The sequence below is a fragment of the Pseudoduganella sp. R-43 genome (assembly GCF_049913255.1).
Taxonomy (GTDB): domain Bacteria; phylum Pseudomonadota; class Gammaproteobacteria; order Burkholderiales; family Burkholderiaceae_D; genus Rugamonas.
The window spans coordinates 5,321,676-5,347,753 of record NZ_CP183988.1 but is presented as its reverse complement, the minus strand read 5'-3'; the positions used below and the strand labels follow the sequence as shown (position 1 = coordinate 5,347,753).

The window sequence follows — 26,078 nt, the reverse complement described above, 5'->3', positions numbered from 1 at the left end:
AAACAAGACGGAGCGATTAAATACCATGTTTAAAATTCAGTCAAACATTTTGTTTAATTCAGATGTGCGTACTTTCTTTCCTAACAACTTTTCCGACGATAATGCATTCCCCATTGCGGCAGAGTTTGCGATGGAAACGCCGTTGATCGGTATTGTCTGAAGTCAGCCACCACTCACCTACGTCCCTGCTCAGGCGCTTAATCACTGCCTCGCCCTCATAGTTGACAGCGTATACGCTTCCGTCAACTGGGCGAGTGTCAGCAAGATTGATGACGACGATATCGCCTTCGTACAAGGCCGGCTCCATGCTCTCACCTTTGACTTGAATTGCAACGAGGCGTTTCGGGTCAAGATTTTGGCGATCTGCCCAGCTTCGATCTATGCGCAGAATTCCGTGGCCTCGCTGATCGGGTTCGGTTTGAATCCCCATAATCCCCGCTTGCAACCGCAGGTGCACGCGAGGAATTCCATATGTGTAAGGGTCATCTGGCCCGGCCGCCACAACCTGCATTACACCAGGAGGTAATTCCGGTGCCGACAGAATCATCTCTCCTTCCCCAGAGTCCAACCAGGTAGCAGAACAGCCAATCGTGGCTTGCGCGGCAAGCATTCCGGGTTTTGAAATGCCGCGTGCTTCCCAATTGTTCACCGTTTGGGAGGAGAGATTCAACGCCCTTGCGAGCTCAGTTTGAGTGTTAATGCCACGCAGGGTTTTGGCGGCGGCGTAAAGGCGGGTCATTTGTGGATGCATGTTTAAGATTTTGAGGCCAACTAAACAATTTGTGTTACACACGGTGTTGACTCGTAATTAAACATGGTGTTTAATCATGGTCGTTCATAACCTCCAACAAACGACATGTGCAAAGACGACTGCAAGCTAATTGACGAGTTGGGCGGACCTGCAAAAGTTGCTCGCCTACTGGGGTATCCCAATCAAGGTGGGGTGCAACGAGTCCAGAACTGGAAGAGTCGAGGAATTCCACCAAAGGTCCGCCTGGAGCGGCCAGATCTATTCCCAGTGCTAACGGTTCAGGAGGCCCACATCCGCAGTAATCCAGGGCATGGCGGGAGGCAGCCGCCGTCGCCGACCCAAATCTTTGACACCGTGCCACAACATTCGGTCGTCGGGAAATTCAGCGATATGGATGGGTAGGTAGGTCGGCATATCGGAATGTTAGAGAAGAATTTTGTTATCTAAAACCCAAGAACTAAAGGACGATACTGTGGAGTTGTTAGCTGCATACCAAGAAATGATCAAGGTCCACGGCTGGAACGGGACTGCTGCAACTTTAGGCATGAGCAAATCGGCCCTTGAGCAGCGCGTATATGAGGTGAAGGGCAGCGGCATGCGTGTCGACACCGCGCTGCTGATCCAAGACTACGCGGGCACCAAACACTTTGCGCAAGCAGTGGCACACGCAAGTGGCGGTATTTTCTATTCGCTGCCGGAGCCTGGTGATTTGTCGGAAGTAGAGCTGCACGACAAGTTCCATGAGCTCTATGACGAGCTGGGCGAGTTGTCGCGTGAGTACACGGAAGCAAAGAAGGACGGCAAGATCGACGCCCGGGAGCGTGCGACGTTGCAGATTCTGGAAAACCGCATGCATAGCACGATCCGCGAACTGATGACGCTGATGTTCTTGATGCATTGCCCGATGCCGAACCCGGTCGCATCTGCAAGGGAGGCAGCGTAATGGCTAAGCATGATCTGCCTCGCCGTGGTAGCAGACCAGCCAATGCGCTGTCTTCGCTCCACTCACTCGGCGGCCGTGCGGCCAGCGCTACTTTGTATCGCGTCGCAGGCAAGTCCATCACACGTACCGCCTTTGACATGCTCGTTATTGAGCAGTTGGTCTTTTACGGCTTGATCGAAAAGAACGACGCCGACGTGCAATTGACCGATGAGGGGCGGGCATATTTAGGTGTGGCAAAACCGACGGAAACTTGGGTCGGCAAGTTGCCAGAACCGCGTACCGGCAATGGCTTCAAGCCACTGCGCGCCCGCAGCGCGATGGTCTTCCGATCAGGTGCGTTTGACTTTCGTGCTTCGCCTTCCGTCGTGGCGGGTAAAGAAGTGCCGTATAAAGGCCCTACGAGCTTCGCGGGAGCCAAGTCTTGATTGATGATGTTGGACGAGTAGTCCTCCAAATGCAGTTGGCAGATATGCCGCCATTGCCGTCGGACCATCCGAAGACTGATGGGAAGATTCACCGTTTCGGGCCAAAGAAGAAGGCATGGTATGTGCTGCGCCGTACCACGCTGAGAACTGGCCGCGAGGTCATCACTGGCGCATACGGGATATACATCGGCCTCGACCCGGGAACGATTCAGGTAACGTGCGACTCCGACGCGATGTCGGCCGAGGAACGCGCTGACCTGGCCGCGAAGCGGCGGGAGGAAGAGGAGCGCGCTGCGGAAGAGAAGCGCCGTGAGCAGCAACTGGCTGCCAACCGTGCGCTGGACGAATGGAACAAGGCCGAGCGCAACCCCGTCGCGCACGCTTACTTGGATCGTAAGAAGATCACTCCGGAGGGCGTGCGCGTCAATGATAACGGTGAGCTTTTGATCCCAATGATGCGCGCGGGCCAGATGGTAGGCCGGCAGCGCATCGACCAGGCAGGGAATAAGCGCTACAGCAGCGGCATGGATAAGGTCGGGGCGGCATGTCTGCTCGGCGCCCTCGCCGGTAGAGCTGGGGACGCGGGCGTTATTGGCCTGGGCGAAGGCTACGCCACATGTCGAACTGTTCGCATGGCGGCTGCCTTGCTCGGCGACGATCTTCCCCTTGCAGTGGCATTCGATGCCGGCAGTATCGGCATCGTGGCGCAAGAACTGCGGCGCCGCTATCCAAGTGCGCACTTGGTGTTCCTGGTCGACGACGATTACCTGTTGGAGCAGCGCTTCACCGAGCACTTGTTCAGGGAATTCGACGTACACGTGCATGTGCCGATTGATGGGGTTGAGCATACGGTCCTGAATGTCAGCGGCGAATCAGTACAGGTTACGGCACAGTGGTGTGTTGACGCGAACGGCGTCGACTACATCGCTAGCGACGTGCGCAGGGGGCGAAGAATCGATACGCGGAAATTTGAGAATGCCGGCCTGTCGCGTTGCAAGGCGGCCGCAAAGCTTGTCGGCAACGCCTCGCTCGCGATTCCATCATTCTCAGATAGGAGAGGGCGTAAGCTGACCGATTGGAACGACTTGCACGCGGAGGAGTCGCTTGAAGTCGTGGCATCGCAACTCGCGCCTGTTCTTCTCGCCGCGAAGCGGCCTAAGTCGGTCCTTCCCGTAGCTGGTGCCGCGCCAGCGGCGCCAGTCTTACACGAGCCAGCGGACGCGAATCATTCAGCCTGCGTTCCTGCAACGCCGCCAGCGGTCATCGAGAGCGATGCCGCGTCCGTTGGTTCTCCCGCTCCCTCTCCTGATGATGCGGCCGCGCGAGCGGGCGCATTGCCGGAAGACGCGGGGCTGCTCCCCCCGCCCCCCTCAACTGCGAATGCGGCGCCGGAGGGCAAGGTCGGGCTGGTGTCGCTGGAATGGGCGCTGTCGCACTGTGCGCTGATCCAGGGTACGACCGAAGTGTGGGATTCGGTGAACAAACTGCGCATGAAGGCCAAGGCGTTTGTCACCATGGTAGGCAAGGAAAGCGCTAAGCAATGGGAGAATAGCCCGCAGCGGCGGTCTATCAGCCCTCGCAATCTCCCGGCCACGGTGCGCGGCGTTGCAGCGACCAACGGGGGAGCGGGGGATGACTCTCTGTTGATGATGTTGGAGCGCTACACGCTGCTGTATGGCACAAAGACCGTTTGGGACCACGACCGTCGCAAGATCGTTGGTTACGACGCCATGGCTCTATCGCGCGGCGCGAATCTGGCCGAACGCTGGCTGGAGCATTCCATGCGGCGCGAGATCGACCTGGAGAACCTGGTCTTTGATCCGACGCAGACCGTGGATTTGAAGACGCACATCAACATGTTCGAGGGCTTCCCATTGAAGCCGAAGAAAGATCCAGAAAAGGCCGCCCTGGCGTTGGAGTTGCTGGCAAGCCTGTGCTTTTCGGAGCCGAACCGGGAGGAACTGTTTCAGTGGGTACTGCGCTGGCTGGCCTACCCGCTGCAGCACCCCGGCGCCAAGATGCAAACCGCGCTCTTGTTCTTCGGCGAGAAGCAGGGTACGGGTAAGAGCTTGTTCTTTGAAGGCATCGTCAAGCCCATCTACGGCGAGTACGGGGCGACCGGGGGCCAGAACCAGCTGGATTCTACGTACACCGTGTGGCGGTCGCAAAAGCTGTTCGTGCTGTTCGAAGAAATTCTCTCGCGCCAGGATAAGTACAGCTCCATTGGCCTGATCAAACACATGATCACGGGCCGCACGCAGCCGATCAGCCAGAAGTTCAAGGATGACCGCGACGAGGCCAACCACATGAATACGGTCATGCTGTCGAACGAGTTCCAGGCTGTACCGCTGGAGCCGCACGACCGCCGCTTCTGTGTTGCCGACGTACGTACCGATCTGGATCCAGTGCTGCTCGGGAAAATTAAGTCAGTGCTGGAGGATGGCCTGATCGAGTCCTTCTATGCCTTCCTGCTGGAGTATCCGCTGGGCGACTTCAACCCTCATACGTGGCCGCCAATGACCGCCGCGAAGGAGCGTGTCATCAGCTTTGGCCGGCCCGATTGGGAGGCGTTCTATCTCGCCTGGTCGGGTGGCGAGCTGGACGCACCGTATTGCTCCTGTCTGTCGAATGACCTGTACCTGGCCTACGACCGCTACTGCTCCCGATACGGGTTGCGAGGACAGTCGCTCACCAAGTTTGCCGAGTTGATGGGGAACCGCCTCAAGAAGGACCGCCAGTGGGTGACCATCGGTGCGAAGCGGAAGCTACTGACCGTATTGCATGTGCCGGATCAGGAGGGCGATCCCCCCGATGAGTCGTTGAGTGCTCGTTGCGAACGCTTCCGTCGACTGGCGGACATCAAGGCCGAGATCTAACGGTGAGCAAGAACAGGGTTATTAACAGGGATTTTACAAACCCCGTACAGCGCAAAGCTAGCATTCATGCGGTGTTAACAGGGTTAACAGGGTTTGCAGGGGTACCACGCGTGCGCGGGTGTATTTCTTAGATTAGAGAGGCTGGAAGTTTTTTCATATGTGCGTGTAATTACACCCTGTTAACCCTGTTAACCCTGTAAAGGAAAGCATTCATGCGGGTTTCAGCGTAACAGGGTTCAGTGAAGGCATGTAAAGGGTCTGATCAACAGGATTCGGGGGCTCGGACAGAGCGAGTAAATAAAGGAAATGGGAATGCAAGTGATTGAAGTCGATGGGATTGCGTATGAAGCGATCGAAGTGGCGAACCAGGCTCCGCGCAATACGGGGCGCGTCGTGCCTGCGGCGCGTGTGCCGGGCGATGAGCAGTTCAAAGCCAGGCTGGAGAACTGGCGCCACGCGGTACGTGGCGCGGACAAGCGTGGCGGTGGGGCGCAATGCTGCGCGGCGTGGGCCCGTCAGTATGTCCTTCAACGTGCGGCGGCGGCAGGCCTATCCCTGACATCGGTTGACGGCGGCGACAGGCTGCAGCGGCCACTGGCATGCACGGGTGCTGAGCTGGACGGATGGGTGGTCGAGGCGGCATGGCGCCTGCTTAGCGACGCGAATGAGCGCCAGGTGCTGAAGGCGTTGTACATCCACCAGTGGCCGGCGGATCAAGTGCGCCGATTCGTGCGCGGCGTGCGGGGGCCACATGTGCCGCTGCTGATCGCCAAAGCGGAAAGGAACCTAAGGAGTATCTTGATAACCTTAGGTAGCCCGGCTACCATTCAGGCTACAACTTGCCTGCCGGGGTGTCCCGAGCCTTCAGCCGAATCGGCGTCTCCCTGGCGGAGGCGTCTGTTCGTCTGAATGGAGGCAACGACCAAGCCCGCCACTGAGCGGGCTTATTCTTTTCTGTGCAGACGTCTGCATTCCCCGGAGACCCCATGACCGTTGACGTGCGCGATGCAGTGAGGCAGTTGACAACTGGCATGCTGGTGGAAGAAAAACAGGTCAAGTTTGCGACGCGGGTGGCATTGACGCGCGTGGCGGTGAAGAGCAAGCAGGCCGAGGAACGCGAGATGCGGGACGTCTTTGACAAGCCGACACCGTTCACCATGTCAGGGCTGTTCGTGCAGCCGGCCACGAGCGACAGTCTCACGGCCGAAGTCAAGCTGAAAGACTTTGCCAGCAAGAGCAGCACGCCGGCCGCGAAATACATGGCGGCGCAGATCAAGGGCGGATCGCGTGGGCAGAAGCGATTCGAGCGGGCGCTGGAAGCCATCGGCGCACTGCCACCGGGCTACCGTGTGGTACCGGGTGAGGGCGCCGAACTGGATGACTACGGAAACATGAATCGTGGTCAAATCGTGCAGATCCTGTCGTACTTCCGCGCCTTCCCGGAGGCAGGCTACAAAGCCAACATGACGGACAGGCGCCGCGAGGCCCTGCAGCGCGGTAGCAAGACGCGGCAAGGCGTTTCCTACTTTGTGGGCAGGCCTGGTGATCGGCTGCCTCTCGGCATCTACCAGCGTGTGCATTTTGCTCGCGGCACCGCCATCAGGGCTGTGATGATCTTCGTGCGCTACGTCACCTATCAGGCAACGTTCGACTTTGAATACGTGGCGAAGCTGGCCATCGAGCAGCACTTCAAGGGTGAATTCCAGCGCGCTCTGGCCGAAGCGCGGGCATCCCAGCGCTGACCAGAAGCTTTTCCAAGGTACTCCCGAGAGGGGGCCGTCAAGGGTAATTCGAACCCCGATTATTCTCTAGTCAAATACCCTTCCTAAGGGGGTTGTATTGTCATGTCCACCTTCGACCTTACTAAGCCGATGACCCAGGTAACATTCGGCGCGCTCGTCGGCGTCAGCCAGCAAGCGATCGGCAACCTGGCTGGCCGAGGCATCCTCGATAAGTCCATGGATGGCCACCAACTGCTGCAGGCCTATTGCTCTCACTTGCGCGAACAGGCGGCGGGGCGGGCGGCGAACGGCGAGCTTGACCTGGCCACCGAACGCGCAGGCCTGGCGAAGGCCCAGCGCGAGAAGATCGAAATGCAGAACGCCGTCACGCGCGCCGAGCTGGCGCCTGTGACGCTGATCGAAGAGGTGTTGTCCAAAGCCGGCGGCAGGATCGCCGGCATCCTGGAAGCGATCCCTGGTGCTGTGAAGCGCCGTGTGCCAACCCTATCCGGCGAGGAAATCAAGAGCATTGCCGCCGAGATCGCGCTGGTGCGCAACATCGTTGCCGGCATGTCGCTCGATGACCTGCGCGAGCAGGAAGACGAAGACGATGATGAGCCCGTGACCGAGTTCGAGGAGCCCATGCCATGAGCTGCATGCACGAAGTCCTGAACTGGGATTCTCCGGAGCTCGCCAAGACCGTCACGCGCGGCTTGGGCGCGTTCGGCGTGCCGCCGCCGATGACACTCGAGGAGTGGGCGCGGGAGCACTTCTACCTGTCCGCCGAGTCGTCGTACGTGGAGCAGGCCTGGCGGCCCTGGCCATTCCAGCGTGCGATTCTGGCATGCATCAGCAACGACGACATCCGCGCGATCGACTTCAAGAAGTCGGCGCGGGTGGGATACACGAAGATGTTGCTGGCCGCTGTTGGTTACTTCGCTGAACACAAACGGCGCAACCAGGCGTTGTGGCAGCCGACGGATGGTGATAGCGACGAGTTCGTCAAGACCGAGCTCGACACGATGCTGCGCGACGTGAAAGTGATGCGCAGGGCGATGCCGGCGCACGTTTCTAGGCACAAGGACAATACGCTCGCGCAGAAGAAATTCCTGGGCTGCTTGTTGCACACGCGCGGCGGAACCGCTGCCCGGGCCTACCGGCGGATATCGGTCGACGTTGCGCTCCTGGATGAACTGGATGCGTTCGATCGCGACATCGAAAAAGAAGGCTCGCCCGACGTGCTGGCGGCGAAGCGGGTGGAGGGGGCGACGTTCCCGAAGGTGATCACCGGATCGACGCCGAAGCTGCAGGGCTTCTCGCTCATCGACGACAGGTACCAAGCGGCGGATGTGCGCCTCAAATTCGGGATCCCTTGCCCAGAGTGCGGCGAGTTCCACACGCTGGCCTGGGGGAAGAAGGATGAGGCGCACGGCTTCAAGTGGGTGAACGGCGACCCGGAAACCGTTCGGCACTTGTGTCCACACAACGGTTGCCTGATCACACAGTCGCAGTACCTGGCAGTCGCCGACCAGGGCCGATGGCAGAACGAAGACGGCAGCATCTCCGTCGATGCCGAAGGCATCTTCCGCAATGCGGCCGGCGAGGAGATCCCGGCGCTCGAGCATATCGCGTTCCACGTCTGGACCGCGTACAGCCCGGTGGTGACCTGGTCGAAGTTGGTGGAGGAATTTCTGGAGGCCTACGAAAAGGCCCAGGGCGGCGACATTACCAAGCTCAAGGCGTTCACAAATACGACGCTGGGCGAGGTGTGGGCGCTGGAACAGGAGAAGACCGATGCCGAGCAGCTGAAGGAGCGCGCCGAGCCGTACAAGCTCGGGACGGTACCAATGGGATGCCTGCGGCTGCTGGCAGGGTGTGACACGCAGGACAACCGCATCGAGGTGACGGTTCGCGGATATGGGCGCGGCTGCGAGACATGGAAGATCGAGCATCGAGTCTTTTATGGAAACCCCAGCGAAGACCAGGTGTGGCAGGACGTTGCCGAATACCTGTTCGAGACGGAGTTCCCGCACGCGAGCGGCAAGGTGCTCGGAATCTATGCATCGGCGATCGACACTGGCGGCCACCACACGCAGGCGGTGTACAGCTTCGTGCATGCGCAGACTGCGATGGGCCGCAAGGTGTTCGCTGTGAAGGGCCGTTCCGGGCGAGAGAAGCACATCAAGGATGGCGTCTCAAAGGTGGACATCGACTGGCGAGGCAAGACGAAGAAGCGTGGCCTGTTCCTGTGGCAGGTCGGTACAAACCTGGCCAAGGACTTGATCTATGGCCGGCTACAGATCACCAAGCCTGGGCCTGGCTACATGCACTTCTCAAAGGAATCGACGGATGAATACTTTGCACAGATGGCAGGCGAGGCCCGAGTGGAGCGGGCTACCGCCAGCGGAAAAGAATCGCGCTGGACGGCGCTTCGTAAGCGAGTGGAAGCGTGGGATTGCACGGTTTATGCAGTCTGGCTCGAAACGCACCTGGAGCTGGCGAAGAAGCCGGCGAAGTGGTGGGACACCCTGGAAGCGGAGGTCCAGCCAGCCATAGGCGATCTGTTCAGCCAGGCGCCCCCGGCAGCGGCACCGCAAACCGTTCGGCCGGCCGCCGCAGAAGCGCCACGGCCAGCGCCGGCAGCGGCGCCAGCAACGTCGCAACAGACCAGGAGCGCAGGACGTGGCTTCGCATCCGATGAATGGGCAAGTAGGGGATTTAATTAATGCAAATGCACAACGAGAATGACATCGTCGGCTGCTTCGTCAGCTTGGTCGGCGCCACCCTGGGGCCGTCCATTTTTACGCCTGAGAAGCAACGCCAGATTGACGCAATGCTGCGCCTGCAGTGGGGCGGTCAGGAGGTCTACATCAAGAAGTCCGACATCGATGCGGAAGCGCGCGCCGAAGCGGTCAGAGCCAAGTACAACGGGCGCAACCGTAAGGAACTGATGGCCGAGTACAACGTTAGCCGTTCACAGTTCTACAAAATCATCAAAGGAGGGTAGACGTGTACAATTTAGCAATTGCTCAGATATGTGCTGAGTGTGACGGTCGTTCGTGGCCGCTACCGCTGCGGAAGGCGCAACTTTAGGAGTGTTTAGCGGAGGTTAGCCGTTAGCACGTTTTCAATGCAATCAAATATCGAAGAGAAATTGCGGAAATCTTCAGCTGTACCATTTGAGCAGAGCCAGTCGCACAGATTCCCTTTCTCATCTTTATTGATTGACTTTTTTGCGGGAGTAACAATCTCTTGATTACGAACTCTTTGCGTGGTTGGTTCGGTCGAATCGATGAACTGGGGGTGGCTCCCCTCCAACCGAGAAATTAGCTCCGCAGGAATTAAATTCTCAATACCTATGGCAATTGGTGAGTCAATGATTGACGGAATAACACGCTTAATAAGTCGCCCTTTTTCTGCTGCTGATTTGTTTGTGTCGCAATCGTAGAGTAAGAGAACCTTCGAGGGCAGCAATTCCGCTATTTGAGCTTCGTAGGACCGCCAAATCTTATCCAGATTACCAAAGCCAGTCCCATCTCTAAGTTGAATAGCCTGAAGAATGTGAGCTTTCCCGAGCAATTCGGCTGCCCTAGTGATGTATCGAATATCGTAATGCCCTTCAACAAAAACGATCGGTCTTGCATTGGCTTTTAGCGTATTTGCAATCTCTTGTCGATGCAGGCTCGTTTGCTTAAATGTCTCGTAAGCTGCCGTGAACTCTGAAAAGTCAGATGCGGAAACAATCTCACCATTCGGCATATTTACGATCTGGAATCCGTTGGCCCCTAGTTTCTCCTCCATCCCCAGTAGAAATAGAGGCGAATGCGTTGTTATGATGAATTGTACGTTCGGAAAGGATGCGAGGAGATCCGGCAAGACTTCCTTCTGGTGACGAGCATGTAGATGCGCATCAATCTCATCGATGATAACGACGCCTCGTATGTCATGTAGGTTCTCTAGCGCCCCCCCGCTCAAGTCGTAATCCCGCATTGTGGACAAGAAGAGGTTAAGAAGCAGTACTTCTCCCGTTGAAAGTTGGAATATGTTTGGGATCCACGGCGCCTCATCCTTAAGTATCGAAATTTGCCGGCGGTGCCTGGTCCCAGCGCCAAGGCGAATCTTCCCATCAACGCGAAGTGTCGTGCGAAGTAACTGTAGAACTGCTTCGTATATTCGCGAACTCTGCCCCTGATAGCCACCGAAGACAGAGATATTGATAGGTGACTGGTTTGGGGTAACGGAATAGGGCACTTGATGAGTGAGTATCTCAAATGCCTGACGATCAAAGATTAGATCCAGAAGCCAGTTTTTATTTGCTTTCAAAGGCGAAGTCGAGATTAAATGTCTGTTCGAGTGGCGTGAAATATGCTTTAGCTCGGTATAGGCGGCTCGATCTTTTAGATTGTCAATATTCAACCATGCAGGTTCCTCAAAGCGATTAACTGGGAAATAAAGGCAGCATCTATTCTCGAATAGCCCCCTTGCGGCATGTTCATTATGTGTAAGGGAATTTACAAAATGAGACGTAGCATTTTCGGGGATGGTGGTCCAGCTTTTCTTCGCGGGAGAAAAAGAATAATCGTTCTGAAATTTCGACCTTTGCACGTCGAGTTGCCATTCTTCGACGTAATGACCATTTGTAAATTCAACACGTCCGTGGGAATAGTGCGCTCCTGTTCTAATGTATTGCGTGCTTCTGTACTTGTAGACCTTCCCAGCTTCAACCTCGGAATCGTCGAAAACTACCTGCTTTGTTGTGACCAGTGAGTTGACTAGATAGGACAGAAGGATCGTCTTCCCAGTGCCATTTTCGCCAACAATCACGAGCGGCTTGGGACTACCTGATTCATTTGTGGGGAAATCGATCGTTAAGTTGTCAATGGGTCCAGCATTTTCAACTGCAATTCTCTTGAAGTACATAGTGAACGTTCAGTTGTTAGTGTGAGAATGATAAGACCAACCCGTAGATCAGGATTGACCTTGTTAAGCAGCGGGACAGATTCCAAACATCTGTTGCACGCTTTGATCTTGCCAGTGCCACTTCCTAATGGCAATAGACTCGATGAAAAATATACTCGAGTACCGATAGGTGGCGATCTTTACGATAAATAGACCGTTGCAGCTCAAAACTTCTTGGAAGCTGATGTAATTTCCAGGATGTAGTCTCACTTCTCCCTAGAAATGAGACTACGTCATCAGTAGTGTTGGGCGCTTCAAATAAGGAGCGTCCAATGAGCACACCTGCAGAAATGCTTTCCAAGTACCTTGAGGCCGAGCTGGCCGTCCTGGCCGGCAAGACGATCACCTTCCAGGGCCGATCCATGGGCATGGAGAACCTGAACGAGATCAGGGCTGGTCGGCGCGAATGGGAGGGACGCGTAGCCCTGGCGCTACGCGGCGCCAGCGGGCAGCCGGCAATCGGTGGCATGTCGTTCTCGGTCGCCAGTTTCGCGGAGCCCCTGTAATGAGCGGCAAGGCCAAAGTGCAGCTCAACGCCATGGATCGCGCCATCGCCTATCTGTGGCCGGCGGCAGGACTGCGCCGCCTGGCAGCGCGCAGCGTCCTGAGCCAGTATGAAGCGGCCAAACCATCGCGTCTGCGGAAAGGCGCGCGCGATGGGCGTTCACCTGATGCACAGGTCCAGCAGGGCGCCGTCGCCCTTCGTGGTCTGGCTCGAAACCTGGAACAGAATCACGACATCGCACGCGGCGCTCTTCGCACGTTGGTGAACAATGTGGTTGGCCCGAGCGGCATCGGCATCGAGCCTCAACCCCGCCGAAAGGATGGCTCGATCCACAATGAATACGCGGCGGCGCTGCGCACCGCCTACCGCGATTGGCAGCAGAATCCAGAAGTCACCCAGCGGCATCACTGGAGTAAGGTGCAGCGCCTGGTAGCGAAGACCTGGTTGCGGGACGGCGAGTGTTTCGCGCAGCGCTTGATGGGCGCCGTGCCGCTGCTGGACCATGCAACCAAGGTTCCTTATTCGCTCGAACTCATTGAACCTGACCTGATTCCTCTGGATCATCACGACCTGGCCAAAGGAATCCAACAGGGGATCGAGCGCAATACCTGGGGCAAGCCGACGGGATATTGGGCATACAAGGAGTTCCCTGGCGGTGAAACGTGGACAAAGCGCAGCTACGAGCTCAAGCGCATCGATGCCGGCCGGATCCACCATATTGCGACGGTCGATCGCATTGGGCAGATGCGTGGGGTCTCCGAATTCGCAAGTGTGATCACGCGACTGGAAGACATTAAGGACTACGAGGAGTCTGAGCGCATCGCGGCCAAGGTGGCAGCGTCCTTGACCGCCTACGTCAAAAAGGGTTCTCCGGACGACTACGCGCGGGGACCCGACGATACTGCCACTGCGCCACGAGAATTGCGCCTGTCGCCAGGCATGATTATCGATAACCTTGGCATTGGCGAAGAGATCGGCATGATCGATTCCAACCGGCCGAATCCCAACCTGGTCACGTTCCGGCAGGGACAGCTGCGCGCCGTCGCAGCCGGCTTGGGCGGCAGCTACTCCAGCATCTCGCGTGACTACAGCGGCACCTACTCGTCCCAGCGGCAGGAACTGGTGGAGCAGTGGATCCACTACGCGGTCCTTTGCGACGAATTCGTAGGCCAGTTTGTGCAGCCGGTCTGGAATGACTTTGTACTGGCCGCCAGCCTGTCGGGCGTCGTGCCAATGCCGCGCGACGTGGATCCAGACAGCGCGAACGACGCACTGTTCGTCGGCCAGTCCATGCCCTGGATCGATCCGCTGAAGGAGGCCGTTGCCTGGCACTCCCTGGTCGAGGATGGCTTCGCCAGCGAAGTCGAAGTCATGCGCAAGCGTGGCGTCAACCCGCGTGACGTGCTCGAGCAGGTCAAGGCGCACCGCGACGAGTGCCGCGCCAAGGGCCTGGTCTTTGCTTCCGACTTTGCGAACAAGGACAAAACTGCGCCGGCGGTTCCGCCGCCAGATCCCAAAGAGGAATAACTGTACGCAGCATTCACCAGGCCGCCTTCGGGCGGCCTGTTCTTTTTCGCGCGCAAAAAACTGTCTCACTTCTCCCTAGAAATGAGACGGCCGAAAAAACAAACTGATGACTTCAAATGAACTGCAATCGATAAGGAACGGACGATGCCAACTGCAAACCAGAACCAGCCAGCGAAGTGGTACACCATTCGCGCAAAGTCGGGTGTGATCGCCGCCGGCGCCGCGCAGGCGTCCGCAGCGGAGATTCTGATTTACGGCGACATCGGCGAAAGCTGGTACGGCGACACGATCACGGCAGCCAACTTCGTTCGCGACATCGCCGCGCTCGACGTTGAACAGCTGACGGTACGCATCAACAGTTACGGTGGTTCCGTCACCGATGGCATTGCGATTCACAATGCGCTTAAGCGCCATAAGGCCACCGTGACCACCGTGGTGGACGGTATTGCCGCTTCGATCTCCAGCCTGATCGCGATGGCGGGCGACACGGTCGAGATGGCGGAGAACGCGCAGCTGATGATCCACGCGCCGTGGGGCTGGAACTCCGGCAACAGCGCCGCAATGCGCGAGTACGCCGACATGCTCGATAGCTGGGCGGACGCCATGTCCACCACCTACGCATCCAAGTCCGGCACTGACAAGACGGCAATGCTGGCCTTGCTCACGGACGGCAAAGACCACTGGTACACCGCAGAGCAGGCGCTGGAAGCGAACTTCATCGACGTGATCGTCGCAGGCCTGCCAGTCGCGGCCAGCGCACAGCTGAAGGAATCCCTCAAGGCGCGGTACGCATCGTTCCCGCAGCCGACTACCCCGGCGGCATCTGCCGCGCCTCAACCACCATCGAAGGAGAGCAATACCATGCCACAACCCAACGCGACCGCCAGCGACGACGCCATCAAGGCGGCGGCCAAGGCTGCACTGGAGGCTGACAAGACCCGCCGCACCAGCATTGCCGCAGCATTTAAAAACTTCGCCAACGTCAGCGGCGTACCAGCGCTGCTGGCCACCTGCGTCGACGACCAGGACTGCACCGTCGCGCAAGCGCACGAAAAGCTGCTGGCCCACATGGGCAACGGCGCGGTGCCAGTGGCGGGCATTATCGTCACCATGGAAGATGAGCGTGACAAGTTCCGCGCAGGCGCCCTGGCGTCGATCATGGCACGTGGCAGCCTGGCCAAGGACGACACCGCGAACAACTATCGTGGCTTCTCGCTGATGGACCTGGCGCGCGAATGCCTGGCGCATGCCGGCGTCAACGCGAAAGGCTTGGGGAAGATGGACGTCGTGGCGGCAGCATTCACGCATTCCAGCTCGGACTTCCCATTGCTGCTGGCGAACGTCGCCACCAAGTCGATGATGAAGGGCTACGAGGAAGCCGACGAAACCTTCCAGCTGTGGACCTCGGAAGGCACCCTGGGCGACTTCAAGCCAGGCAAGCGCGTTGACCTGAATACCTTCCCGTCACTGGACAAGATCCAGGACGGCGGCGAGTACAAGTATGCGACGGTTGGCGAGCGTGGCGAGACCGTGCAACTGGCCACCTACGGCAAGATGTTCAGCCTGAACCGCCAGACCATCATCAACGATGACCTCGACGCCTTTACCAAGATCCCGCGTCGTATGGGCCGCGCAGCGATTCGCACCATCGGTGACCTGGTGTACGCCATCCTGACCGGCAATCCGGCAATGTCCGACGGCAAGTCGCTGTTCCACGACGATCATAAGAACAAGATTGCCGCAGGCGCCATCAACACACAGACGGTCGATGCCATGCGCGTGCTCATGGCCAAGCAAACCGATGGCACGGCCAGCGCGCTGAACATCCGACTGGCGAAGCTGCTGGTGCCAGTGGCACTGGAAGGCACCGCCAAGGTCGTGATGGAGAGCGAGTACGAGGTTGGTGCCGGTGCGAAGAACAACACGGTGCCGAACTCGGTGCGCGGCACCTTCGAGGTGATCAGCGATGCGCGTCTCGATCTCGCCTCGGCGACCGAGTGGTACGGAGCCGCGAACCAGAGCGTCCACGACACCGTCGAAGTGCAATACCTGGACGGCAATAAGACGCCAACCCTGGAGCAACAGGACGGCTGGACCCGCGATGGCGTCGAGTTCAAGGTACGCATGGACGCTGCCGCCAAGGCACTGGACTTCCGCGCCCTGGCAAAGAACGGCGCTTAACCATTAATCCGGGCGGCGCGGTCGCGCCGCCGTTCAAATCGACAAGGAGCCTTCAATGGCAAAGAACTATGTAGGCGAGGGCGAAGTCCTCGACTTCACCAATGCCGGCGCCGCAATCGCTGCCGGTTCCGTGGTGGCAATTGGCAAGCGCATCGGCATTGCCCTGACCGACATTCCGACCAACAGCGTCGGTGCGGTCGCCGTGACCGGCGTGTACACCATTGCGAAGCTGGCCACTGATGATGTTTCCCAGGGCGAACTGCTGTACTGGGATCCGGCAAACAGCCGGCTGACCGAGACGCCCGGTGCCCTGAACCTGGCCGGTTTCGCAGCAGCTCCCGCTGGAGCCGGCGTCGCCACTGTCCGCATCAAGATCAACGCCTAAGCATGTTCGACCAGCTCGAAGCCCGTCTTAATAAGCTGGCAATGGAGCGCCTGGCAAATGCCAGCGCTCTCATTGCTGGCGACGAGGTGCCCGTCATCTTTGATGCCGAGTACAGGGAAGGAATGGTCGGGGTGGGGATGGGTGCGGCGGCACCGCAAATGGTCATCAGCAACGACCGCATGCCGGCGGACTTTATCGAGTCGCGCATCACCATCCGTGGCGTGAACTGGAAGGTTGCCGATGCCCAGGCTGACAGTGAGCTGCCAACCGGCTTGAGCATGGTCTACCTGGAGAAAGCATGACGACCCAGCACTTGGCCATCGTGCAGGCGATCGCGGAGCGATTCAAGGCGGCGCCGGACATTGCCGGCGACCGCATTTACCTGAACCGCTCGCGAGTCCTGAGCAGCGAAAAGACCAGCGCGGTGGTCGTGCGCGTGGCACGCAGCGCATCCAAGGAATCCAGCCAAGTCGGTGGCCGCACCAGCTGGAGCACCCTGATCGAGATCGAATGCCTGGGGCGCGATGGTGCGGACGATGTACCAGGAACGCGCGCTGACCAGGTGCTGGAACTGGTCTTCGACAACCTCGACGGCGCCGCCGATCTTGGTTACGGGGTCATGAGCATTGAGCCCCTGGACGGCAGCACGCTCGACTGGGACTTCGATCAACTGGATTCAAGCATCGCCTGTGTCACCGCGCGCTTTGTAGTGAAACATCAAACCAACGGGAGAACCCTGAAATTATGAACGTGATTGACTCGTTCGACGAATCCGGCGACGACGCGCTGGAACGCGCCGGCTCCGGCATTGTGCAGACGTCTGCACAAAACGCTGACGAAGTGGTGCACAAGGAACCTGCCTTGGGCGGCAGCTACATCCGCATCGTCGAAACCGGCGACCTGCTTAAGCAGGAGCTGCCCGCTGAACCGAAAGAGGGGGAATAAGCATGCCTGAACGCCTTATCCGCAAGACCGTCATCCTGGCGAAGCTGGAAACGACCTACGGCACCGATCCGACGCCGTCTGGCGCTGCGAATGCACTGGTGGTCAGCAACGTGTCGATCAACGCGCTGAACGCGGAGTACATCAAGCGCGACATCATCCGTGAATACCTGGGCGCGTCCGAAGAGCTGCCTGGCGCGAGCTACGTCGAGTGCGGCTTCGACATTGAACTGGTCGGAGCGGGTGTTGCTGCCCAGGCGCCTGCCTGGGGCCCGCTGATGCGCTCGATCGGTTTTGCCGAGACCATCACCGCCGGCGTGCGCGTGGACTACACCCCGGTTTCGGGCAATTTCGAGTCTGTGACCATTTACTACTACGACGATGGCGTGCTGCATAAGCTGCTGGGCGTCCGTGGCACGGCCACCCTGGACCTGACGGTCGGTCAGAAGCCGACCATCAGCTTCAAGATGATCGGCGTCGATGGCGGAATCGCTGTGGCCGGGAACCCTGCCACGACGTTGACGGCCTGGCGCGTGCCGCAGATTGTCACCGACGACAACTCGGGCGACATCACCATCGGCGCCACGCATGCCGTGGCGACTGCACCGGCATTCGTCGGCGGCACGGCTTTCCCGAGCCTGGGCCTGACCATCGACCTGGGCGTCAACGCGACTTTCCAGAAGATCCTGGGCGGCAAGTCGGTCGCCATTACCGACCGCGAGGTCACCGGCGCCATCAAGCTGAAACAGACTGCAGCGGAAGAAGTCGCCTTCATGGCCGACGTCAAGGCAGCGGCAAAGAAGTCCATCGGGCTGATCCACGGCACCGTGGCCAACGACAAGGTGATGGTCTTCCTGCCTGCGGCGCAGTTCAAGGAGCCGACCAAGGAAGAACTGAATGGCGAGAGGCTGATTGGCTACAAGCTGCGCGCGCTCCCTGTTGCCGGCAACGACGAGTTCCGCATCGCCACTAGCTTCGCCTAATAACCAGGGCCTGCGGGCCCAACCTTTGAAAGCAAACAATGAACAAACGTTTTGTCTCCGTTATCAGCCCGACCGTTGTCGTCCCCGTCAAAGGCACCCTCAAGGATGCCGGCGGCGCCCCCGTGCCGTTCAAGTTCAGCCTGATCTGCCGCCGCATGCTCGCGAGCGAACTGAAGAACCGCATCAACAGTGGCGACTTCGACATGAAGGAAATCGTCAAGGAAGTCACCACCGGCTGGCAGGGTCAGCGCCTGATCAACGACCAGGAAACCGGTGAGCCAGCCGAGTTCTGCGCAGAAGCGTTCGACGCCCTGCTGGACATCAGTGGCATGGCCCTGGTGTGCTTTAACGCGTTCACCAAAGAATCGAGTGCTGCAGAAAAAAACTAGCCGCGGTCGCGCGCTGCGCTGCCCTCGGGCAGCTTGCGAGCCCTGATGAGTTGGAGCAGGACAAGGCGGAGGTTGATGAAGCCGCCGCCGCATTTGGGTTGGCGCCGGTGTTCGAGCGAGACGAAATTGAGCCCATCTACCTCTGGCCGGAGAACGTCGCCGCCTGGAATTTCTTCCAGGCGGTGTCAACACAATGGGTGGTCGGGCCAGCCGGCGCTATAGGCCTTCACTATCCTGCGGTCACCATCGTGCGCGATGCGCAGGGCGTCCGGCGGAAGGACTGGCCGAAGCTGTTTTCTGAGGTTCAGGCAATGGAGCGCGCGACCTTGCAGGCGTGGAGAGAACGTAAGAAATGAGTGAATCCAGAGTAGTAATCACGGCGGATGCCGCGCGCGCGGTGGCGGAGTTCCAGCGATTCCGCACCCAAGCTGTTGGCGCGCTTGAACACGTTTCAAGTGCAGGCAGCAAAATCAATGGCATCCTCGGCACGATCGGCGTGAGCTTGTCGGTCGCAGCTTTTACTGGGTGGATCAAGGGTGCCATCGATGCCACGGATGCGGCAAGCGACCTGTCGCAGAAGACAGGCATCGCCATTGAAGACTTGGCCGGCCTTGAACTCGCATTTCAGAAGGGCGGCATGGAGGCCGGCGACCTGGAAGGATCGATGGCAAAGCTGGCGAAGTCGATTGTCGACGGTAGTCCAGCCTTCGAGAAGCTCCATATCGATACAAAGAACCTGAATGGTTCGTTCAAGACCAACAAGGAAATGCTGTACGAGCTGGCTGACCGGTTCGCTGGCATGGAAGATGGCGTTGAGAAGGCCGCCTTGGCGCAGGAAATTTTCGGGAAATCCGGCGCATCCATGATCCCAATGCTGAACGAGGGGGCGGAGGGCTTGCGCGAGATGGACGAATGGGCGCACAAACTTGGCCTGTCGCTGAGCGAGGATGCCGTCGACAAGGCTGGCCAATTCAACGATACCCTCGATCTGCTCAAGCAGGGCGGGCAGGGCGTGGCGCGCGGGATTGCGGCTGAGCTCCTGCCGACGTTGACTCGCCTGACAGGCCAATTCCTGACCACAATGACCAGCGGTGACCGGCTCGCGAAGACTGCGCAATTCATCGCTACCTCACTCAAGCTGCTTTACTCGGTCGGCGTCGGCATTGTGGAAGTCTTCTCAACTGTCGGAAAGACCCTTGGCGCCGCCGGTGCACAGGCGGTGGCCCTCATGCAAGGGGACTTCAAGACGGCGGCAGGAATCGGTCGCCAGTGGCAGGAAGAAGTCGGCAATGGCTGGAAGGCATCGCTGGCATCGATCGAGGCTGCGTGGTCCAACACCGGCGACGGTGCAGTCGAGGCCATGGCCAAGATTAACAGCCAGTCGACCGAAGTCACCGAGAACGCGGCACTCGTTGCGGACGCTGCAAAGAAGGCGGCGAAGGCACTGGAAGACGAGAACAAGGCGCTGGCCGAAATGGCTGGCCTGACGGGTAGCTTCAGCAAGGATTGGGAGCTGTTGAGCGCGCTGTACGGCAAAGGCCGAATTTCACTCGAGCAGTTGACGAAAGCGCAGGCCGAGCTGCTGGCCAAGCAGCCTGCGATCAAAGCGGCGGTTGAGGCTGAAGCTGCCGAACGGAAGGTCCTCGCCGAAGCCATCGAGCAGACCGCCAAAGCCTACGACGTCGCTGCCAACGCCAGGGCCAAGGCGCTCGCCGGCCTGCAGGCCCAGAAGGATGAGAACGAACAGATCGGCCTGAGTGCACTCGACCTGGCGGAATTCAATGCCGTTCGGCTGGAAAGCCAGGCGCTTCGCGCAGAAGAAAACGCCGAGATCGCCGAAGGTGTTGACCTGACTGGCGCCATGTCGGAGCAATACCGTGCTGAAGCTGCCGCCTTGCGCGAGCTCGCCAATGAACAACGCAGCGGCGCTCGCAAGAAGATTGCGGCCGATGAAGCCAAGTCGGCAACGGACGAGTGGAAGCGGGCCGCTGACAACATTGACAAATCGTTGACCGACGCGCTGATGCGTGGTTTCGAGTCGGGGCAGTCGATCGCAAAGAACCTGATCGACACGATCAAGAATATGTTTAAGACCTTGGTTCTGCGGCCGGTGGTCTCCGCTGTGGTCAATCCGGTCGCGGGCACGCTCGGGGGCATGTTCGGCATGGCCGGGCCGGCTATGGCGGCCAGCGGCGGCAATGGCATGGGTTGGATCTCCACCGGCAAGAATATCTACGATGCGATCACGTCGGGCTTTGCCGGCGTCGGTGCATCGATGGGGGCAATGGTGTCCACGGTGGGGAACTTCTTCGGCTCCTCGACAATATCTGCCTTCGGCGCTGGCATGGGAATGACTGCATCCGAGGCGGCTGCCGCTTCGGCTGCGTACAACGGCGCGGGCATGGCCGGCCTTGGCTCCTCAGTCTCCGCAGGCTCCAGTGTGGGCGCTGCGGCTGGTGCGGCTGCGGGTATTGCGGGCGGGGTTTATGGCGGGCGACTGGTGTCCGGCGGTTACTCCGCATTTGGTGGATCGGGTAATTCCACCGTTAATGCCGGCACTGCGATTGGTGCCGTGGTCGGTTCTATTGTTCCTGTTGTGGGTACCGCGATTGGCGGCCTCGTTGGTGGATTGGTCGGTGGGGCGGTTAATCGGTTGTTTGGACACAAACCAAAAGAAGTGACGGGTCAGGGCATTACGGGCCAGTTTGGACCGGATGGGCTGGCGAATGGACAGACCTACACCGATTGGTATCAAAAGGGCGGGACGTTCCGAAGCAGCAAGCGTGGTCGGGAGATTGGAGTGATTGACGCCGGGCTGCAAAAGGCGCTCGGCGATGGATTCTCGGCAATCAAGGCGGTGACCGCCGATTTCGCGACGACGCTCGGTCTGTCGGTCGACCAGGTAACTGGCTATACGAAGTCACTGAATCTGGCGCTTACCAAGGACGAAGCCAAGAATAAGGAGCTGTTGGCGAAGTTGTTCACCGATATGGGGGACGAGCTCGCCCTGCGTCTTGTGCCAAATATTGCGAACTTTGCCGCAGAGGGTGAAAGCGCGAATGTCACGTTGCAGCGACTTGCCGGCAACTTCAAGGTCGTCGATGGTGTCTTGGCGACTTTTGGGGTTACTTCCCAGGCGGCGTTTGGAGCCGTTGGGGTGGCGTCGCTGCAGGCCCGGGAAAGGCTGCTGTCGCTGGCTGGCGGTGCTGAAGCGCTAGCCAATCAGACCTCATTCTTTGCACAGAATTTCCTGTCCAAGGCCGAGCAAATTGCTCCAATGCAGAAGGCCCTCAACGAACAGATGAATGCCCTTGGGCTTGGCGGAGTCAAAACGAACGACCAGTTCAAGCAGGCAGTGCTGGGATTGGTCAGTTCGGGGGCGCTGGCGACGGAGACGGGCGCGAAAACCTACGCTACCTTGATGCAGTTGGCGCCAGCGTTTAAAGCGGTGTCCGATGCGGCCAACGAGATGCTGAGCGAACGTACGGAGCTGCAGAAGCAGTTGGACGAATTGACCTTGACTTCGGCTGAGCAGCTGGCAAAGCAGCGCAACGCGCTCGATGAAAGCAACCGCGCGCTGTTCGACCAGGTGCAGGCGGCGAAGGATGCCAGGGCGGCACAGGATGCAGCCAAGAGCAGCCTGGGAGACTTCATCGGGCAGATGAAGTCGTTCAAGGAGACTGCGCGCGGCTTGAATGGCAGCTTGGCGCTGAGCAGCCTGTCACTGTTGACACCGGAGCAGCAGTATGCGGAAGCGCGCCGTCAGTTTGAGCGTACTCGCCAACTCGCCGCTGCCGGCGATGCGACCGCCCAAGGCAACCTGGGTGCTGTTGAGCAGGCGTTCCTGGAACTGTCGCAACGGATCAACGGTGGCGATGCGCAGTATTCATCCGATCTGGCGACCGTGATGCGCACTAATGACGAGCTGGCGCAGTGGGCGGGCAATTCGGCCGATGTAGCGCAGGCGAGCCTTGATGTGCTCAATAGTTCCGATGCCACGCTCGCGGACATCAAAGCGACCTTGGCCGCGATCGCACAAGGCGGCCAGTTCCGGCCGACTGTGTCTTCTGGAGATGTTGGTCAGGTTCGTTCGTTCGCGGTCGATTACGCCGGATTTGGTGCTGGCAATACGACCGCGCTCGTGGAGGAGATCAAGGCACTCAGGACCTCGAACGAGGCGATGACAAAGGAGTTGAAAGGGCTTCGTGCTGATCAGGCGAAGCAGACTGGTGACCTGATCACCGCTGGTGCCGGCGCCGCGCAACGCGCCGCTGTAGCGGTCGTCGATGGCGTGCGGGACGCAGTGACGGACGCCGCGTACGTCGAGGCTCATTCCAGGAGGGCAGTATCCTGATGACCGACGCTCAATTCATCTCCTGGCTGCAAGATTCAGGGGCGCAGCGGGTAACACTGTTCGAGGTCGGCGTTAAAAGCGCCGGCGTCGATATCACTCGCTACCTCTCAAACAAGATCTATATTGGGTCGGCCAATACGCCCTATCAGGCGGTGGTGGCAGGTGGGTTACGGGTGACCGAGTCGATCGCAATGGATGCCTCTGCCAGCCTGTCCGCAGGCGATATCGAAATCTATAACGCAGACGGATCGCGAGACGCCTGGCTGGACGACATCTGGACGAACCAGCCGATCAATGCATTCGTGGGGGACGTGCGCTGGGATAGGGCGGATTTTCGCCAGGTGTTTAGCGGCGTCATCGTGGACATTGCTTGCAAGTCGAGGGATCGCCTAAGTCTGCGCCTGGTGAACAAGCTGGAGCGCCTGAACACGCCGGTGACGGACTCCAAGATTGGCGGCAACGCGGCCAATCCCGATGCGCTGGTACCGGTCCTGCTGGGCGAGTGTCACAACATCAGCCCGGTTCCGACCAATCCTGTCACGTTGGAATATGCCTTTGGCGATGGCGTGAATGAAGCGGTCGCCGAAGTGCGGACGGAAGGGAAACCGCGCGGCACCGTGGCCGTAACGGCTAACACCGGCCGTCTGGTATTTTCCGAGGCGGTCGGCCCGGGCGTGGTCACGTGCGATGCCCAGGGTGCGAAGTTCAACGGTAGCTACGTCAATACGATTGGCCAGCTGGTGCAATACCTGGTTACCCAGCGCGGCAAGGCGACAACCAAGTTCAGTGCAGCCGACCTGGATGCAGTACAGCTCGCTGCCTTCGATGCCGCCAACCCGCAGCCTGTTGGCCTGTACCTGACCGAGCGCACAAACGTGCTGGTGGCGTGTCAGCAGCTGGCCGGCAGCGTTGGCGCCCAGCTCGTGCCTTCGATGACCGGCAAGCTGCGCCTGATCCAGTTTGCGATTCCAGCAGTGGCCGCTGCCGAGATACGTCCATCGCACCAGCTGGACCGCAGCATCACGATCGTCAAGCGCACGGAAGTTGTGGCGTCGATCAAGATCGGCTACTGCCGCAACTGGACGCCGCAAGGGAAACTGCAGACGTCCTTGCCAGACGCGCACAAGGCACTGTATGCGCAGGAGTGGCTATCGGTAACCGCCGTCGACGCGGCCGTGCAGGCGACATACAAGCTCGATGCCGAACCGGTGCAGATTGATACCTGCCTGCTGCGCAAGGTCGATGCGCAGGCCGAGGCGAATCGTCGACTGGCGATCGCCAAGGTGCCGCGCACCACGTTCCGCTTCGAAGCCACGCCGGCGCAATTGCTCCTCGAACTGGGGCAGGCCGTCAAGCTATTCAGCAACCGCTTCGGCCTGGCCGCAGGCAAGGTCGGCTTGCTCACGTCCCGTACAGCCGACTGGGACACGCTTCGTTCTACTTTGGAGGTAACCGTCTGATGGCGGCATTTGTCAACGACCGCACGGTGCTGATCATGGCCGCGACACCGCGCTATGCGCCGCCAACTGACCGAGGCATGTTCCTGTCGCCTTCGTCCGCCGTATTCAAGGTAGCTGCCGACGGCCTGAGTGCGTCGCCGGCCTCGTTCACCTTCAAGGCCACATTGCTCAATATGTCGGGCACTGTTGCTTTCACATGCAGCGCCGGGATCACTCCAACCGTGAATGGCAACGAAGTGACGGTCACCTATGCGAACTTCGCGGCCGTCACCGGCACGATCACCGCGACGCTTACGGTAGAGGGTGTGCAGTACAGCCAGACGGCAACGCTGGCCAAGGTGGCAGACGGGGCAAATGGAGCTGCCGGCGCGGCGGGAGCGCAGGGCGCAAGGGGCAATGTCGACATCGCGGCCATCACCACATCAAACATCTGGTCGGACAGCGAAGCAAACGCTGCGCTGCAGGCTGCTGGATACGGCTCGGCGCGATCACGTGACCTTGTCACGCTGTACAAGGCAGATCGTACTTTCAGCGTCCAAAAGATGTACAACGGCAGCGTGTGGGTGACCGTGGACTACGTTTACAACGGCAACATGTTCATCAAGGGATCGATCCTGCCGGAGGCCATCGATACACGCAACCTTACCGTCAAAGATGCTGCTGGCAATGTGATCCTTGGCGCCGGTACGAATCTCGATAAGTCGCGTATGAACGCGAATTTCGGATCAAACCTGCTTTACAACGGGGATTTCAGTTGCGGGCTCGATGGGTGGGGCTATGGCGGCACTAATGGGCCTGCTCTCTTTCAGTCTGGTCTCAATATGGCTGGGTGGTGGCCGTCTTCGGTGCAGGGCCAGCCAGGCGCCAACGTGTTTTGGGCTAATCAGACCGACGCGGTTAGAAGCAGTTCTGTCAATGATGCGTCAAAGCTGTACGAACACTTCGGGCCAAAGGTGCCGGTTGAAGCGGGCAAGAATTACATCGTCAGTGCGTACACCGGTGCCCATCGCTGTGTCGTGAATGTCTTTATGTACTGGTACAACAGTGCGGATGTCCTGATTTCCGCGACTGCTAATGGTGGCGCAACGTCAGGTCCTGCAGCCAACGCTGCGGAAGCTGGCGGAGGTCCGTCCCTCACTGGCTACAAGCGCATATACGATGCCGGCGTTGCCCCTCCTGGTGCCGCTTATAGCCGAGTGATCTTTCGGAAATACGCAACTCTTGCGGGGAACAACGACTCGTACATGTTCGTCGGCCGAGTGATGGTTGAGGAAGCGCCGATTGGCGTAACGACACCCGGCATATGGTCTATGGGGCAGTCAATAGCTCCCATCACGACGGGGAACGTCTCGACCTATATCCAGGGTGCGGCGATCGGGCTTGCGCAGATTAACAAGGCCACCATTGGCAGCCTGTCGGCGGTCAGTGCAACGATCGGAACGCTTCGTACGAGCACGAGCGGTGCGCGCACGGAACTTTCGGATAACGTTTTTAAGGTTTTCGACGCGAGCAATATTCTGCGCGTGAGAATTGGAGATTTGTCGCTATGACGATGGGGTTACAAGTTTGGGACGCGCAGGGGCGCCTCATTATTGACCAGTCCACGGTGATGGGAAGGGTGATCGGCATCATTGACGCAAACGCCTCCAGCGGTTCGGCCTATGTGGCTGGCCTCGA

General features: G+C 59.1%; 23 protein-coding genes. 21 read left to right on the top strand and 2 right to left on the bottom strand.

Translation table 11 applies throughout. The features are described 5' to 3' along the window. Window positions 1-58: 58 nt before the first annotated feature. Window positions 59-739, bottom strand: coding sequence for a S24 family peptidase (locus tag ACN9M3_RS24320; protein WP_426318882.1), 681 nt, complete (start codon window positions 737-739; stop codon window positions 59-61). Between the two features lie 484 nt (window positions 740-1,223). Between ACN9M3_RS24320 and ACN9M3_RS24315 the strand changes: the two genes are divergently transcribed. From ACN9M3_RS24315 to ACN9M3_RS24280, 8 genes are all read left to right on the top strand, one after another. Then, complete coding sequence (locus ACN9M3_RS24315; RefSeq protein ID WP_426323848.1) at window positions 1,224-1,694, top strand: YmfL family putative regulatory protein; 471 nt, start codon at window positions 1,224-1,226, stop codon at window positions 1,692-1,694. Then, window positions 1,694-2,119, top strand: a complete 426-nt coding sequence (locus tag ACN9M3_RS24310) for a hypothetical protein (RefSeq protein ID WP_426318881.1) — start codon at window positions 1,694-1,696, stop codon at window positions 2,117-2,119. Before ACN9M3_RS24315 ends, ACN9M3_RS24310 begins: the two co-directional genes overlap by 1 nt. A gap of 29 nt (window positions 2,120-2,148) precedes the next feature. Then, window positions 2,149-4,995, top strand: a complete 2,847-nt coding sequence (locus tag ACN9M3_RS24305) for a DUF5906 domain-containing protein (protein ID WP_426318880.1) — start codon at window positions 2,149-2,151, stop codon at window positions 4,993-4,995. A 312-nt stretch (window positions 4,996-5,307) separates the two neighbouring features. Then, window positions 5,308-5,904 (top strand): hypothetical protein, encoded by a 597-nt coding sequence (locus ACN9M3_RS24300; RefSeq protein ID WP_426318879.1) that lies wholly within the window; start codon window positions 5,308-5,310, stop codon window positions 5,902-5,904. Window positions 5,905-5,981: 77 nt separating this feature from the next. After that, entirely contained in the window at window positions 5,982-6,737 is a 756-nt protein-coding gene (locus ACN9M3_RS24295; RefSeq protein WP_426318878.1) for a hypothetical protein, read from the top strand. A 102-nt stretch (window positions 6,738-6,839) separates the two neighbouring features. Continuing rightward, window positions 6,840-7,367: a terminase small subunit gene (locus ACN9M3_RS24290; protein ID WP_426318877.1), complete on the top strand. Its 528-nt coding sequence runs from the start codon at window positions 6,840-6,842 to the stop codon at window positions 7,365-7,367. Next, window positions 7,364-9,442, top strand: coding sequence for a phage terminase large subunit family protein (locus tag ACN9M3_RS24285; protein WP_426318876.1), 2,079 nt, complete (start codon window positions 7,364-7,366; stop codon window positions 9,440-9,442). Before ACN9M3_RS24290 ends, ACN9M3_RS24285 begins: the two co-directional genes overlap by 4 nt. Continuing rightward, window positions 9,442-9,723, top strand: a complete 282-nt coding sequence (locus tag ACN9M3_RS24280; protein WP_426318875.1) for a Mor transcription activator family protein — start codon at window positions 9,442-9,444, stop codon at window positions 9,721-9,723. Before ACN9M3_RS24285 ends, ACN9M3_RS24280 begins: the two co-directional genes overlap by 1 nt. 92 nt (window positions 9,724-9,815) lie before the next feature. Here the strand turns inward: ACN9M3_RS24280 and ACN9M3_RS24275 are convergent, their stop codons facing one another. Continuing rightward, window positions 9,816-11,636, bottom strand: coding sequence for an AAA family ATPase (locus ACN9M3_RS24275; RefSeq protein WP_426318874.1), 1,821 nt, complete (start codon window positions 11,634-11,636; stop codon window positions 9,816-9,818). A 311-nt stretch (window positions 11,637-11,947) separates the two neighbouring features. On the opposite strand from ACN9M3_RS24275, the gene ACN9M3_RS24270 reads away from it, so the two are divergent. The 13 genes from ACN9M3_RS24270 to ACN9M3_RS24210 all read left to right on the top strand — a co-directional run bounded on the left by ACN9M3_RS24270 (window position 11,948) and on the right by ACN9M3_RS24210 (window position 25,951). Further along, window positions 11,948-12,181, top strand: a complete 234-nt coding sequence (locus ACN9M3_RS24270; RefSeq protein ID WP_426318873.1) for a hypothetical protein — start codon at window positions 11,948-11,950, stop codon at window positions 12,179-12,181. Next, the gene (locus tag ACN9M3_RS24265; protein WP_426318872.1) at window positions 12,181-13,707 is read left to right on the top strand and encodes a phage portal protein; all 1,527 of its coding nucleotides are present in this window, start codon (window positions 12,181-12,183) and stop codon (window positions 13,705-13,707) included. The genes ACN9M3_RS24270 and ACN9M3_RS24265 overlap by 1 nt, the downstream gene beginning before the upstream one ends. A 144-nt stretch (window positions 13,708-13,851) precedes the next feature. Next, window positions 13,852-15,888 (top strand): ClpP-like prohead protease/major capsid protein fusion protein, encoded by a 2,037-nt coding sequence (locus ACN9M3_RS24260; protein ID WP_426318871.1) that lies wholly within the window; start codon window positions 13,852-13,854, stop codon window positions 15,886-15,888. Between the two features lie 55 nt (window positions 15,889-15,943). Further along, window positions 15,944-16,273, top strand: coding sequence for a DUF2190 family protein (locus tag ACN9M3_RS24255; RefSeq protein ID WP_426318870.1), 330 nt, complete (start codon window positions 15,944-15,946; stop codon window positions 16,271-16,273). Between the two features lie 2 nt (window positions 16,274-16,275). Continuing rightward, complete coding sequence (locus tag ACN9M3_RS24250) at window positions 16,276-16,575, top strand: head-tail joining protein (protein ID WP_426318869.1); 300 nt, start codon at window positions 16,276-16,278, stop codon at window positions 16,573-16,575. Continuing rightward, the gene (locus ACN9M3_RS24245) at window positions 16,572-17,021 is read left to right on the top strand and encodes a hypothetical protein (protein WP_426318867.1); all 450 of its coding nucleotides are present in this window, start codon (window positions 16,572-16,574) and stop codon (window positions 17,019-17,021) included. The genes ACN9M3_RS24250 and ACN9M3_RS24245 overlap by 4 nt, the downstream gene beginning before the upstream one ends. Beyond that, window positions 17,018-17,218, top strand: coding sequence for a hypothetical protein (locus tag ACN9M3_RS24240; protein WP_426318866.1), 201 nt, complete (start codon window positions 17,018-17,020; stop codon window positions 17,216-17,218). The genes ACN9M3_RS24245 and ACN9M3_RS24240 overlap by 4 nt, the downstream gene beginning before the upstream one ends. A gap of 2 nt (window positions 17,219-17,220) precedes the next feature. Further along, window positions 17,221-18,198, top strand: coding sequence for a phage tail tube protein (locus tag ACN9M3_RS24235; RefSeq protein WP_426318865.1), 978 nt, complete (start codon window positions 17,221-17,223; stop codon window positions 18,196-18,198). Between the two features lie 38 nt (window positions 18,199-18,236). Continuing rightward, window positions 18,237-18,587 (top strand): hypothetical protein, encoded by a 351-nt coding sequence (locus tag ACN9M3_RS24230; protein ID WP_426318864.1) that lies wholly within the window; start codon window positions 18,237-18,239, stop codon window positions 18,585-18,587. 50 nt (window positions 18,588-18,637) lie between these two features. After that, window positions 18,638-18,943, top strand: a complete 306-nt coding sequence (locus ACN9M3_RS24225) for a DUF1799 domain-containing protein (protein ID WP_426318863.1) — start codon at window positions 18,638-18,640, stop codon at window positions 18,941-18,943. Beyond that, window positions 18,940-22,941 carry a hypothetical protein gene (locus ACN9M3_RS24220; RefSeq protein WP_426318862.1) on the top strand — a complete coding sequence of 1,334 codons (4,002 nt, stop codon included), beginning with the start codon at window positions 18,940-18,942 and terminating at the stop codon, window positions 22,939-22,941. The genes ACN9M3_RS24225 and ACN9M3_RS24220 overlap by 4 nt, the downstream gene beginning before the upstream one ends. Then, window positions 22,941-24,401 (top strand): hypothetical protein, encoded by a 1,461-nt coding sequence (locus ACN9M3_RS24215; protein ID WP_426318861.1) that lies wholly within the window; start codon window positions 22,941-22,943, stop codon window positions 24,399-24,401. The genes ACN9M3_RS24220 and ACN9M3_RS24215 overlap by 1 nt, the downstream gene beginning before the upstream one ends. Then, window positions 24,401-25,951 (top strand): hypothetical protein, encoded by a 1,551-nt coding sequence (locus tag ACN9M3_RS24210; RefSeq protein WP_426318860.1) that lies wholly within the window; start codon window positions 24,401-24,403, stop codon window positions 25,949-25,951. Before ACN9M3_RS24215 ends, ACN9M3_RS24210 begins: the two co-directional genes overlap by 1 nt. Window positions 25,952-26,078: the final 127 nt, after the last annotated feature.